The 12065-nt window shown below is 73.9% G+C and carries 12 protein-coding genes; 4 read left to right on the top strand and 8 right to left on the bottom strand.

The window, feature by feature from the left end; all coding sequences use genetic code 11:
* Nucleotides 1–26: 26 nt before the first annotated feature.
* The 4 genes from ACFWEG_RS25585 to ACFWEG_RS25570 all read right to left on the bottom strand — a co-directional run bounded on the left by ACFWEG_RS25585 (nucleotide 27) and on the right by ACFWEG_RS25570 (nucleotide 3339).
* Nucleotides 27–1124, bottom strand: a complete 1098-nt coding sequence (locus ACFWEG_RS25585) for a PDZ domain-containing protein (RefSeq protein WP_387219506.1) — start codon at nucleotides 1122–1124, stop codon at nucleotides 27–29.
* A gap of 80 nt (nucleotides 1125–1204) precedes the next feature.
* On the bottom strand, nucleotides 1205–1381 hold the full coding sequence (locus ACFWEG_RS25580; protein WP_387219503.1) for a hypothetical protein: 177 nt from the start codon (nucleotides 1379–1381) through the stop codon (nucleotides 1205–1207).
* Nucleotides 1382–1554: 173 nt separating this feature from the next.
* A complete protein-coding gene (locus ACFWEG_RS25575; protein ID WP_387219500.1) occupies nucleotides 1555–2016 on the bottom strand; it encodes a molybdenum cofactor biosynthesis protein MoaE in 462 nt (153 codons plus the stop codon).
* Between the two features lie 78 nt (nucleotides 2017–2094).
* A complete protein-coding gene (locus ACFWEG_RS25570; RefSeq protein WP_387219508.1) occupies nucleotides 2095–3339 on the bottom strand; it encodes an SDR family oxidoreductase in 1245 nt (414 codons plus the stop codon).
* Nucleotides 3340–3466: 127 nt separating this feature from the next.
* Between ACFWEG_RS25570 and ACFWEG_RS25565 the strand changes: the two genes are divergently transcribed.
* Together ACFWEG_RS25565 and ACFWEG_RS25560 are read left to right on the top strand one after the other, a co-directional pair.
* Nucleotides 3467–4933, top strand: coding sequence for a zinc-dependent metalloprotease (locus ACFWEG_RS25565; RefSeq protein ID WP_387219497.1), 1467 nt, complete (start codon nucleotides 3467–3469; stop codon nucleotides 4931–4933).
* Nucleotides 4930–5475, top strand: a complete 546-nt coding sequence (locus ACFWEG_RS25560) for an NUDIX hydrolase (protein ID WP_387219494.1) — start codon at nucleotides 4930–4932, stop codon at nucleotides 5473–5475. Before ACFWEG_RS25565 ends, ACFWEG_RS25560 begins: the two co-directional genes overlap by 4 nt.
* A 104-nt stretch (nucleotides 5476–5579) precedes the next feature.
* Here the strand turns inward: ACFWEG_RS25560 and ACFWEG_RS25555 are convergent, their stop codons facing one another.
* From ACFWEG_RS25555 to ACFWEG_RS25540, 4 genes are all read right to left on the bottom strand, one after another.
* Nucleotides 5580–6314: an AIM24 family protein gene (locus tag ACFWEG_RS25555; protein ID WP_387219492.1), complete on the bottom strand. Its 735-nt coding sequence runs from the start codon at nucleotides 6312–6314 to the stop codon at nucleotides 5580–5582.
* 15 nt (nucleotides 6315–6329) lie between these two features.
* A complete protein-coding gene (locus ACFWEG_RS25550; RefSeq protein ID WP_387219489.1) occupies nucleotides 6330–7007 on the bottom strand; it encodes an AIM24 family protein in 678 nt (225 codons plus the stop codon).
* Between the two features lie 8 nt (nucleotides 7008–7015).
* Nucleotides 7016–8539 (bottom strand): TerD family protein, encoded by a 1524-nt coding sequence (locus ACFWEG_RS25545; protein WP_387219486.1) that lies wholly within the window; start codon nucleotides 8537–8539, stop codon nucleotides 7016–7018.
* A 103-nt stretch (nucleotides 8540–8642) separates the two neighbouring features.
* On the bottom strand, nucleotides 8643–9239 hold the full coding sequence (locus tag ACFWEG_RS25540; RefSeq protein WP_387219484.1) for a M48 family metallopeptidase: 597 nt from the start codon (nucleotides 9237–9239) through the stop codon (nucleotides 8643–8645).
* Between the two features lie 205 nt (nucleotides 9240–9444).
* Between ACFWEG_RS25540 and ACFWEG_RS25535 the strand changes: the two genes are divergently transcribed.
* Nucleotides 9445–10620, top strand: coding sequence for a ThiF family adenylyltransferase (locus ACFWEG_RS25535; RefSeq protein ID WP_387219481.1), 1176 nt, complete (start codon nucleotides 9445–9447; stop codon nucleotides 10618–10620).
* 41 nt (nucleotides 10621–10661) lie between these two features.
* Nucleotides 10662–11999, top strand: a complete 1338-nt coding sequence (locus tag ACFWEG_RS25530; protein ID WP_387219478.1) for an ABC1 kinase family protein — start codon at nucleotides 10662–10664, stop codon at nucleotides 11997–11999.
* The last annotated feature ends 66 nt before the right edge of the window (nucleotides 12000–12065 follow it).

Here is a 12065-nt window from a genome sequence, read left to right as displayed (position 1 = left end):
GGGCCGGTGTCCGCGCGGACGGCGCGTCAGCTCGCCGAGCAGGTGGGCAGCGCCTTCCGGTCGCCCTCGCGGATCGCCTCCAGGGACGTCATCGCGTCGTCCAGCGTCCTGACCTTGACGAGGGTGAGGCCGTCGGGGACGTCCGAGGCGGCGTCGGCGCAGTTGGCCTCCGGTGTCAGGAAGTACCGGGCGCCCTCCGCGCGGGCGCCGACCGTCTTCATGCGGATGCCGCCGATCGGTCCGACCTTCCCGTCGTCGGTGATGGTGCCGGTGCCCGCGACGAACGTGCCGCCGGTGAGGTCCTCGGGGGTCAGCTTGTCGACGAGGCCGAGCGCGAACATCAGGCCGGCGCTCGGGCCGCCGACGTCCGCCAGCTTGATGTCGATGGTGAACGGGAAGGTGTGGTCGGTGCCGGCCTGGATGCCGACGATGGCGCGGTCGTCGTCGGAGGCCTTCCTGGTGGTGACGGTGACCCGTTCCGCGGGGGCCGCGGCCAGCGCCTCCTTGCCCTTCTTCTCCGCGGCGGCGGCGCGCTCGGCGGGCACCACGGAGAAGACGACCGGCTCTCCCGGCGCGTGCTTCGTGACCAGCTTCGCCACGTCCTCCGGCTTCTCCACCGCGGTGCCGTCCACGGAGCGGACGATGTCGCCCGCGTGGAGCCGGCCCTCCGCGGGGCTGTCCTTGACGACCGTCCCGACCACGACCCAGGACTCGACGGGGACGTCCAGCTCCCGCAGGGCGGCGACCTTGGCGCTCTCCTGGGACTGGCTGAACTCCTCGGCGTTCTCCTGGGTGGACTGCTCCTCCGTCTTGCCGTCGGGGTAGAGCGTGTCGTGCGGGACCACCAGGTTGTCGTGGGCGAGCCAGCCGTAGACCGCCTCGACGAGGTTCATGTCGTAGTCGGCGCCGGTGACCCGGACCGTCGTCATGTTGAGGTGCCCCGTGGTGGCGTAGGTCTTGCGGCCCTCGATCTGCAGCACCGGCTCGCCGTCGTGCTCGCCGAGCGTGTTCACGGTCGGGCCGGGGGACATCTCCGCGTACGGGACCGGGAGGAGCACTCCGGCGCAGAGCAACGCGATGAGCATCAGGGTGGAGGCGAGCATCGTCGCGGTGCGGCGTGGCATGGAACGACAGTACGGGACGAGTCTGTCAACGCACCTGTGGGGCCGGTCGCCCCACGGGGTCCGCGGGCCTGCGGCGCGGCTCAGGCCTCGCCCGAGTCGGGGCCCGAGCGCTCCATCGCCTCGCGGAAGCGCGCGTAGCCCGCGAGCTCGGCGCCGTCGCCTCCGCCGGTCCTGCGGTACCGCGTGGCCCAGGATCCCCAGACACCCGCTCCGACGGCGGCGAGAAACGGAATCAGCAACCAGGTGAGCGCGGCCATGCCAACCTCCCGACCCCAAGAGCATGATGCGGGCCGGACAGATCCCGGCCGATCAGCAGATTAACCACTCGTAGGGACAACGCTCGCCGTGGGGGTGTGGTTACGCAACCGGAACCACGCGGGGCCGTCAGGCGCCATGACGACCCCTCACCCGCCGGGGTCACCCGTTCGCGCTAGACCCCCACCCATTCGTCGGTACCGTCGGAGAATTTCTGGTGCTTCCAGATCGGGACCTGGCTCTTGAGGTCGTCGATCAGCCTGCGGCAGGCCTCGAACGCCTCTCCGCGGTGGGGGCAGGAGACGGCGACGACCACCGCCAGGTCACCGATCGCCAGGTCGCCCACCCGGTGCACGGCGGCCAGGGCGCGGACGGGGAAGTCCGCGACGACCTTCTCCGCGACCCGGCGCAGCTCGTCCTCGGCGGTGGGGTGGCTGGAGTAGCCGAGCGCGTCGACGTCCGCGCCGCCGTCGTGGTTGCGCACGGTGCCCACGAACAGGGCGGTGCCGCCCGACGCGTCGTCGCCGACGGCCCGGAAGACCTCGTCGACGGAGAGCGGGGTGTCGCGGATCGCGAGCAGCTTGACCGGGTCGGCCGCGGGCCGCTCGCCGGGGTGGTCGGAGTGCAGGTTCGCCATGCCGCAATGGTGCCGCACACCACGGACGACGCGGAATGACTCTTTCGACCGGCTGCCGCGCGGACCGCTCGGAGGGTCCTACAGGCCGCGCCGTCTGCGCACCTTGCGGACCAGGGCCGCGGTGCCGATCAGGGCGACGGTGGCGCCCGCGGCGCCGGCGGCGGTGGCGTCCTTGCGGCCGAGCCGGCGGCCGGCGACGGTGTGGTTGCCGGAGACCGCCTCCAGGAGCTCGGCGAGGACCTCCTCGTTGGTCCACCGCGGCCGCCAGCCCGCGTCGTGCAGCCTGCTGACGCTGACCACCCAGGGGTGCATCGTGTACGCCAGGTCCCCGGCCGGGGACGGGGTGAGGCCGATGCGGTGCAGCCGGGCGGCGGCCCCCAGGGCGACGGCCGAGGGCAGCTCCATGCGGCGGATGCCGCTGAGCTCCTCGACCTCCTCCTGCTCCAGCCAGCCGTCGCAGCCGACGGCGAGCTCCCCGTCGACCTTCTCCAGGACGGCGTACTCCAGGGCCGTGACCAGGTCGTCCACGTGGCAGAACTGCCAGGCCGGCCGGGAGCCGGCGACGACGAGCAGGCGGGGGGACTCGAAGTAGCGGGTCAGGGCGGTGTCCACCCCGGCGCCCACCAGGACCGCGGGCCGGACCACCGTCACGTTGAGCCCGGGGTGGGCGCGCGGAGCGCGGCGGCCGAGCCGCTCGATCTCCAGGAGGTCGCCCACGCCGGTGGCCTCGGCGGTCGCCTTGAGCTCGGCGTCCTCCGACAGTGGCAGCTCGTTGTCGGCGTGCGCCCCGTAGACCATCGCCGAGGTGCACAGGACCACCCGGTGCACGCCCGCCGCGGCGGCCGCGGTCAGCACGGTCTGCGTCCCGCGGACGTTGAACGCCGTCCGCGCGGCCTGGTCGCCCTCCAGGTCGAGATCGAGCGCCAGGTGCACGACGGCGTCCGCGCCGCGCAGCCGCTCGGCGATCGCCGGGTCGCGGACGTCCAGGACGTGCCAGGTCGCCTCGGAGACGTCGCCCCGGCGCTCGTCGATGGCGATGACCTGCTTGATCTCCTCCGAGGCGGCGAGCCGCGCGGTCAGCAGCGCGCCGACGCCGGAGGCCGCGCCGGTCACGGCGACGACGGGGCCGCGCGGGGCAGGGGTGGGGTTTCGCCTTTGGCGAACGTCCGACTCGTGCCTCTGGCGAACATCCGACTCGTGCCTCTGGCGAACTTCGGGGTCCTGCGGTGCGCGGTCCTGCGGGTCTGGGGAACTCACCAGGCGTCTCCAGCGGTTGACTTCGGTACGTACGTGTATGACGCGTACGTACCAGGTGACGCCCATCCTGCCGCAGGCGTTGAGCGCGCGGAGCATCGATCCCGTTTGCCGGGTGTGGTGTCTACCCTGGGGACAGACGCAAGGGCAGTCGCTGTCGGCCGGGTGCCGGCGGCCCTACGAGCCGAGGAAACCCGTGAGTGACACCCCATTCGGATTCGGTCTTCCGCCCGAGGAGCCGGAGGACGGCGACGAGGGCAAGAAGCAGGGCCAGGGGGGCCAGGGGCCGGCGAATCCGTTCGGGTTCGGCGGCTTCCCCGGCATGCCGGGCGGCCCGGGCGGCCCCGGCGCCGACAACCCGCTCGCCGCGATGTTCGGCGGCATGAACCCCGGCGACCTGGGCGCCGCCTTCCAGCAGCTGGGCCAGATGCTCAGCTACGAGGGCGGTCCGGTCAACTGGGACATGGCCAAGCAGATCGCCCGCCAGACGGTCGCCCAGGGCACCTCCGACGGCGTCAAGGACGCCAGCGTTGGTCCCGCCGAGCGCGCCGCCGTCGAGGAGGCCGTCCGCCTCGCCGACCACTGGCTGGACGACACCACCTCGCTGCCCTCGGGCGCCACCCACGCGGTGGCGTGGAGCCGCGCGGAGTGGGTCGAGGCGACGATCCCGGTCTGGCAGGAGCTCGTCGACCCGGTGGCCGAGCGGGTCGGCGCGGCGATGGGCGGCGTGCTGCCCGAGGAGATGCAGGCCATGGCCGGGCCGCTGATGGGCATGATGCGCTCGATGGGCGGCGCGATGTTCGGCCAGCAGATCGGCCAGGCCGTGGGCGTGCTCGCGGGCGAGGTCGTCGGCTCGACCGACGTCGGCCTGCCGCTCGGCCCGGCGGGCAAGGCGGCGCTGCTGCCGCTGAACATCGAGGCGCTGGGCAAGGACCTGAGCGTCGACCAGAACGAGGTGCGGCTCTACCTCGCCCTGCGCGAGTGCGCCCACCAGCGGCTCTTCGCCCACGTCCCGTGGCTCCGCTCGCACCTGTTCGGCGCGGTCGAGGGCTACGCGCGCGGCATCGAGGTCGACACCGCGAAGCTGGAGGAGGCGGTCGGCGGGCTCGACCCGTCGAACCCGGAGCAGCTCCAGGAGGCACTGCAGCAGGGGATGTTCCAGCCGGAGGACACGCCCGAGCAGAAGGCCGCGCTCGCCCGTCTGGAGACGGCGCTCGCGCTCGTCGAGGGCTGGGTCGACGCGGTGGTCCACGAGGCGGCCAGGACCCGGCTGGGCTCCGCGGACGCGCTGCGCGAGACGCTCCGCCGGCGGCGCGCCTCGGGCGGCCCCGCCGAGCAGACCTTCGCGACCCTGATCGGCCTGGAGCTCCGCCCGCGCCGGCTGCGCGACGCGGCCCGGCTGTGGGCCTCGCTCACCGACGCCCGCGGCGTCGACGGCCGGGACGGCCTGTGGGAGCACCCCGACATGCTGCCGACGGCGACCGACCTGGACGACCCGGACGGCTTCGTCCACCGCGAGCAGCTGGACTTCTCCGAGCTCGACAAGATGCTCGGCGAGGCGGCCGAGGGCAAGGGCGCCGGCCCCGACCTGCGCGAGGGGGACGCCTCCGACGAGGACGGCCCCGCGGCCGGCGGCACGGGGAAGGACGACTCCGGAAAGTGACGCTGCACGACGACGCCGTCCTCGTGCTCAAGGAGTTCGACGGCCGGTCCGAGGAACAGGCCGCGCTGCGGCAGGTCTATCTGGACCATCTGGCGGCCCATCCCGACGGCATGTGGAAGGCCTGCACGGGCGGCCACCTCACGGGCAGTGCCCTGGTGGTCGATCCCGAGGGCGGCCGGGTGCTGCTGACGCTGCACCGCAAGCTCGGGATGTGGCTCCAGATGGGCGGCCACTGCGAGCCGGGCGACACCGCGCTCACGGCGACCGCGCTGCGGGAGGCCCGCGAGGAGTCGGGCATCGCCGCCGGTCTCACTCTGCTGCCGGGCGGCCCGGTGCGGCTTGACCGGCACGCCATCCCCGGCCTCTGCGCCTGGCACCTCGACGTGCAGTACGCGGCGATCGCCCCGCCGGACGCCGTGGCGGCCATCAGCGACGAGTCCCTGGACCTGCGCTGGTTCCGGTACGCCGAGGTGCCGGAGGTGGCCGACGCGTCCGTGGTGCGGCTGCTCGACGCGACGCGCGAGCGGCTGGCCGCGGGCTGACCGCGCGCCCTGGGCATGCGGTAAGGGGCGGGCCTTCTGGGGCCCGCCCCTTACCCTGTGGGCGTCCGGCGCGCAGGGTGGCCGCCCTGCGCCGCGATCCGCCGTCAGCTCTGGCTGCCGCCGAGCGAGTTGCCGCGCAGACCGAGGCCGAACGCGCCGGCGCCGCGCAGGAACTGCGGCGGCAGCAGCTCGCTGGGCTGCACGAGGACGTGTCCGGTGCCGGTGAACTGCATCTCCCAGCCCTCACCGGTGGCGCCCTTGCGCCGCCAGACGGCCGAGCTGGACGTCGGCGCCTGCATCTGCGTCCGCAGCGCCGTGGACCAGGCGATGACGGCGTCGGCGTCGACGCAGATGTTGTTCTCCGGGGTGACCTCCAGGACCAGCGGTTCGCCCGAGGTCATGAGGACGACCTGGCCGGTGCCGGTCAGCTCCAGGTTGTAGGCCCCGGCCGACGCCACCCCGACCGCGCTGTCGACGGCCACGATGCCGACCCCCAGGGAGCCGTCGAAGGCCAGCACCGAGGTGCTGTCCGCGGTGAGCCCGCGGCCGACCTCCATGACGTGCAGGTACTGCGCGAAGCTCGCCAGGTAGACCGTCCCGCTGCCCTTGCAGCGCATCAGCTCCAGGCGCTCGCCGGTCATCCGCTCGACGTTGCGCCAGTTGCGGCCGCGGTACTGGCTGTCGAAGTCGACCTGCCCCTCGAAGGCGACCATCGCGCCCTGCTTGGCGAGGATCGGCGACTGCCCCTGGTCCACCTGCACCTTCAGCAGCTGCGGGTTCTGCAGGGTGTAGCGCCCGGTGGACTCCACCGGGGTGTGTGCGAAGAGTGTGCTGTGCATGGCTGTGCCGTCCCCCTAGCCGCGGATCTTGAAGCGGTCGCCGGTGTCCTCGCTGGGCTGCACGACGACGAAACCCTGGCCCTTGAAGCCGATCTGCATCGCCTCGCCGCTGCCCCGGCCGATCAGGGCGCTCGCCTTGATGGTCCGCCTGGCCTTCATGTCCATCCCGGTGGTCCAGGCGACCAGTGCGTCGGGGTCGACGTAGGTCTCCCGTTCGGAGCAGTCGAGGACCAGCGGGATGCCGCGGCTGACCAAGGCCACCCAGCCGGTGCCGCGGACGACCAGGTTGGTCAGTCCGGAACCGGAGAGCTTGGCGACGCCCTTGATCGGCTCGATGGCGAGCTGGAGCGAGGCGTCGCAGGCCAGGAGGGTGGCGCCGTTGACGGAGAACGCCTCGTCCTGGAGGTGCAGGACGACGACGTCGGCCCCGTAGTCGGCGAGGTACAGGTCGCCGTCGCCGCGGGCCAGCATGAGCCGCCCGCCCTCGCCCGTGACCATCGCCTCGGCCGTGCGGCGCAGGTTGCCGGGCGGCCCGTCGAACTGGATGTAGCCGTCGTAGGCGATCATCGAGCCCGCCTTGGCGAGCAGGTCCTGGCCGCTGACCATGGCGACCTTGAGCGTCTTGGCGCTGTGCACCGTCATCCGGGTGCCGGTGGCGACCGGGCGGTGCGCGCTGAGCAGTTGCGAATCCATGGTCCGGCTCACACCTCGAAGGGCTGGACGACGACGAAGTTCCCCGGCGCGCCGCGGAACTGGAGGTTGACGGCCTCCTGGCGGTGGCTGGCGTAACCCGAACGGCGCAGCCGCAGGGCGGTCGTGGTGACCGCCTGCGCACCGGCCGACCAGGCGATGACGGCGTTGCCGTCGACGTACGTGGCGGGCCCCACGGGGAGCACCACGGGGGTGCCGCGGGTTTTCACGACAACGGTTCCCGTGCCGGAGAACAGCATCGTGAACAGGCCGCCGCCGGGCAGGCCCGCGCCCTCGATGCGGCGGATCTCGGTGTCGAGGTCCTCGTCGAAGGCGAGCACGCCGCCCGCGCTGGTGTAGAGCTGCTCGCCCTGGAGGCGGATGGTGAAGAGCCTGCTGGCCTCGTCGGCGAGGAAGACCTCGCCCTTGCCGGAGCAGCGCATCAGCTTCATGCCCTGGCCGGTGAGCTGGCCCGTCAGCTTGCCGAGGAGCCCGGATCCCTTGTGGGCGAAGTCGACGTCGCCCTGGTAGGCGACCATGCTGCCCTGCTTGGCGAGGATGCCCTTGCCGTCGGCGAGGTTGACCCGCACCAGCTGCTGGTTCTGCTCGGTCCAGCGGTCGCCGACCGGGGCCTCGGCGTACTTCGTCAGGACCACCCGCAGTCCGGCCTCCGGGGGCACCGGGGCCTGGGCGGGGAGCTGCCCGAAGGGCGGTGCCGTGCCCGGGCCGCCGAACGGGCCGGGGGCCTGCTGGGGGGCCGGCTGCGGGGTCCCGAAGGGGGCGGAGGGGACCTGCGGGTTACCGAAGGGCGGTCCCGGCGGGGCGGCCGGCGCGGGGACGTGCGGGGCGGGCGCCGGGGGCGCGGCGTGGAACGCGGGCGGCGGGGACGCGGCGGGGGCGCTCGGCGGGGCGGCGGCGGGCGGTGTGCTCGGGGCGCTCGGCGGGGCGAAGGCGGGGGCCGCCTGCTGCGGGGCGGGGGCCGGGGGCGCCTGCTCCGCAGCCTGCTCCTCGGCGACCTCGCCGCCGAAGTTCTTCAGGAGCGCGTCCAGGCCGCCGTCGAAGCCCTGCCCGACGGCGGCGAAGCGCCAGACGTCCTTGAGGTAGAAGTCGCCCAGCATGACCGCGCGCTCGGTGGTGAACTCCGCGCCGGTGAAGGAGTAGCGGGCGACCTCCTCGCCGCCCGCGACGATCCGGAGGTAGCCCGGGGCGACCTGGGACATCTGGCCGTCGCCGTCGATGGTGGCGGTGAAGGAGAGCTTGTGGACGGTGTCCGGGAGCCGGTCGAGGCTCACCCGGAACGACTCGGTGTCACCCGCTTGGGCGCCGAGCAGCTGCAGGGACTCCTCCGGCGACTTCGGCTGGTTGAAGAAGATGAAGTACCGGTCGTCGGAGAGCCGTTCGTCGGCGTCGAGTCCGAAGCAACTGATGTCGAAGGACAGCCCGGGAGCGCTGATCTGCACACCTACGTACAGATCGGTCCCGGCCGTCAGATCGCTGATCCTGGCCTTGTGGCCGCGTTGGAATTCCCTGGCCATGCGTGACGACCGTCCCCCATCCGAGTGTGACTGAGTCGCGCCAGGCTATCCGCTGTGCGCGCGACCTCAAGAGTCCGGGCGGGATCGACGTCCTCCTCCGCGGTCAGTCGGTGGCCTCGCCCGGCGCCTCAGGGAGCCGTTCGGCGGCGACGACCCCCTCGAGGAAGCCGCGCGCCCGCTCGGTGCGCGGGTAGGCCTCCAGGAGCCGCCAGAACTCGGCGCCGTGCCCGGGGACGAGCAGATGGGCGAGCTCGTGCAGCAGCACGTAGTCGACGACGTACTCGGGCATGCCCTGGAGGCGGTGCGAGAGGCGGATGCTGCCCTCGGCGGGGGTGCAGGAGCCCCAGCGGGTGTTCTGGTTGGTGACCCAGCGCACCGTGGCCGGGCGGGCCCGGCCCTGGAGGTACTCCGCGGAAAGCCGCGCGGCCCGGTCGGCGAGCTCGCCGTCGCCGATCACCCTCCGGCTCTCCTGGGCGGCGAGCTTGGCGAGCATCACGCCCACCCACCGCTTCTCCTCCGCCTCCGACATCCGGGCGGGGATCAGCACGACGGTCCGCCCGCCCTCACGGTACGCGGACACCGTGCGGCGTCGGCGGGAGCTCCGGCGGACCTCGACGGGGCCGGTGACGGACCCGCGCGGCGGATGGTCGGCCGCCCGGTTGAGCTGGGTACCGGCGTGGTCTAGGGAGTCGGCGGGCACGCCTCGACGTTACCCGCTGTGAGGGCCGTCCGTCCCGCTGCGGGGCGGGTTCGGAGCGGGAGGGCACCCCTGGGGACCGGGCCGGACCCTATTCGTACGACTATCACCCCCTGCCTGTGGACAACTCGAACCGCCCGTGGCCCGACCCGGGCAAGCTGAGGGCACGGAAGCACCACTCACGAGGACGGGACGGGGGCTGATCGCCGTGCATCCGATGCTCAAACCCGCGCTGCGGCGCGGCTGGCGGGACGGCCGGACGATGCAGTTCGGCGTGACGTCGGCGCACGCGGTGACGCTGGGGTCCGTCGACAGCGCGACGGACGCCTTCCTCACCCTGCTCGACGGCACCCGCGGCATGCCGCTGCTCCGCGAGGAGGCCCGGCGCATGGACCTCCCCGACGGGCACGCCGACGCGCTGGTCGGCCGGCTCACCGCGGCCGGGCTGATCGACGACAACCGGGGCGGCGGCCCGGGCGCGGCGGCGCTGCGGCAGCGGACGGCGGCCATGGACCGGCTGCGCCCGGACCTGAACTCGCTGTCGGTGGTGGACGGCGAGCCGGGCGGGGCGATGCGGCGGCTGGCCGCGCGGGGTGCGATGCGGGTGCAGGTGCGGGGGTGCGGCCGGGTCGGCGCGCAGATCGCCGCCGTCCTGGCCGGAGCCGGTGTCGGCGGGGTCGAGGTGCGGGACGGCGGCTGTGTCCGGCCCTGGGACGTGGCGCCGGGCGGGCTGCCGCCCGAAGCGGTCGGTGAGCGGCGGGACGAGTCCGCCCGGCGGGCGGTGCGCCGGGCGGCCCCGGCAGCGGCGGCCCCCACCGGCGCGGTGCGTGCGGCGCGGGCCTCACCGCCGCCGTCCGGCAACGCGTTCGCGCTGGTGGTCCTGGCCCCGCGGGACGGCCTGGAGGCCTACCTGCCCGACCCGGACGGCGCCTCCGAGCTGCTGTCCTCGGGGACCCCCCACCTCTACGCCGGCGTGGTGGAGGCGACCGGCTTCGTCGGCCCGCTCGTCCTGCCGGGAGCCACGGCGTGCGCCGGGTGCCGACTGCGGCGGCGGGTGGACGCGGACCCCGAGTGGCTGCGGGTGTTCGTGCAGTGGCGGTCCGGGCGGGCCCGTCGGGGCGTGCCGGCCGGGGACCTGGCGCTGACCGCGACCGTCGCGGGACTCGCGGCATCCCACGCCCTCGCCTTCCTGGACGGGGATCCGCCGTCGAGCGCGGGGGCGCGGTGGGAGGCCGCGCTGCCGGGCCTGGAGTGGCGGGCGGACGAGGTGTCGCCGCATCCGGAGTGCGGGTGCGGGGCCGGAGGGGGCGGCGGGAGCCGCGGGGCGGGCGGGAGGGAGCGCGCCGCCGGGCGGGTCGGGCGACAGGACACAATGGCAAGGTAGGCGCCCGGCGCGGCGCGGCTGTGTGGGACTAGGAGGGGCTCATGTCTGATCTTCCCCGGAAGGCGGTCACGCGGACCGCCAAACTGGCCGCGTTGCCGATCGGGTTCGCGGGGCGCGCGACGTGGGGGCTCGGCAAGCGGATCGGCGGCAGGTCGGCGGAGCTGGTGGGGCGGGAGCTCCAGCAGCGGACCGCGGAGCAGCTGTTCAAGACGCTGGGCGAGCTCAAGGGCGGCGCCATGAAGCTGGGGCAGGCGCTCTCGGTCTTCGAGTCCGCGCTGCCCGAGGAGGTGGCCGGCCCTTACCGGGCCGCGCTGACCAAGCTGCAGGAGGCCGCGCCGCCGATGCCGACGGCGACCGTGCACGCCGTCCTGGCCGAGCGGCTCGGCGCTGAGTGGCGGGACCTGTTCACCGAGTTCGACGACAGCCCGGCGGCGGCCGCGTCCATCGGTCAGGTGCACCGCGCGGTGTGGCACGACGGGCGCCGGGTCGCGGTGAAGGTGCAGTACCCGGGAGCCGGTGCGGCGCTGCTCTCCGACCTCTCCCAGCTCAGCCGGTTCGCCCGGCTGCTGGGGCCGCTGGTGCCCGGCATGGACATCAAGCCGCTGATCACCGAGATGCGCGACCGGGTCTCCGAGGAGCTGGACTACGCCCTGGAGGCGAAGTCCCAGCAGGCGCACGCGGAGGAGTTCGCGGGGGACGAGGACGTGGTGGTGCCCGCGGTGGTCCACCAGAGCGACCAGGTCCTGGTCACCGAGTGGATGGACGGCACGCCGCTGTCGGAGGTGATCGCGTCGGGCACCCAGGAGCAGCGGGACCGGGCGGGCCAGCTCCTGGCCCGGTTCCTCTTCTCCGGCCCGGCCCGCACCGGCCTGCTGCACGCCGACCCGCACCCGGGGAACTTCCGGCTGCTGCCGCCCGACCCGGAGGGTACGGGCCACTGGCGACTCGGCGTCCTCGACTTCGGCACCGTCGACCGGCTGCCGGGCGGGTTGCCCGAGACCATCGGGCGCTCGCTGCGGCTCTCCCTCGAGGGCCACGCCGACGCGGTCTACCGGCTGCTGCGCGAGGAGGGCTTCGTGCGGGAGACGATCGAGTTGGAGCCGCAGGAGGTGCTCGACTACCTGCTCCCGATCATCGAGCCGACCCGGGTGGAGGAGTTCACGTTCACCCGGGGCTGGCTGCGCAGCCAGGCCACCCGGGTCGCCGACATGCGCTCCCCCGCCTACCAGTTGGGCAAGCAGCTGAACCTGCCGCCCGCCTACCTGCTGATCCACCGGGTGACGCTGAGCACCATCGGCGTGCTGTGCCAGCTGGGGGCGACGGTCCGGCTGCACGACGAGTTGGAGGACTGGCTGCCCGGGTTCGCCGACGGGGAGTGACGACGCGCCGCGGGGGCCGGTCCTGGGTGGACCCGCCCCCCCCGGGGGGAGGGGTGGTGCGGCGGG

The sequence above is a fragment of the Streptomyces sp. NPDC060194 genome (assembly GCF_042728285.1).
GTDB lineage: Bacteria > Actinomycetota > Actinomycetes > Streptomycetales > Streptomycetaceae > Streptomyces.
Note: the sequence above shows the minus strand (reverse complement) of the source record. Positions and strands in the feature narration are given on the sequence as shown.

Bases quoted from the DNA above. Each gene is read 5' to 3' on its own strand.
- ACFWEG_RS25570 (WP_387219508.1), bottom strand. From the start codon at position 3,339: ATGGGCGTCACCTGGTACGTACGCGTCATACACGTACGTACCGAAGTC.
- ACFWEG_RS25555 (WP_387219492.1), bottom strand. From the start codon at position 6,314: ATGCACAGCACACTCTTCGCACACACCCCGGTGGAGTCCACCGGGCGC.
- ACFWEG_RS25530 (WP_387219478.1), top strand. From the start codon at position 10,662: ATGTCTGATCTTCCCCGGAAGGCGGTCACGCGGACCGCCAAACTGGCC.
- ACFWEG_RS25545 (WP_387219486.1), bottom strand. From the start codon at position 8,539: ATGGCCAGGGAATTCCAACGCGGCCACAAGGCCAGGATCAGCGATCTG.
- ACFWEG_RS25585 (WP_387219506.1), bottom strand. From the start codon at position 1,124: ATGCCACGCCGCACCGCGACGATGCTCGCCTCCACCCTGATGCTCATC.
- ACFWEG_RS25550 (WP_387219489.1), bottom strand. From the start codon at position 7,007: ATGGATTCGCAACTGCTCAGCGCGCACCGCCCGGTCGCCACCGGCACC.
- ACFWEG_RS25575 (WP_387219500.1), bottom strand. From the start codon at position 2,016: ATGGCGAACCTGCACTCCGACCACCCCGGCGAGCGGCCCGCGGCCGAC.
- ACFWEG_RS25580 (WP_387219503.1), bottom strand. From the start codon at position 1,381: ATGGCCGCGCTCACCTGGTTGCTGATTCCGTTTCTCGCCGCCGTCGGA.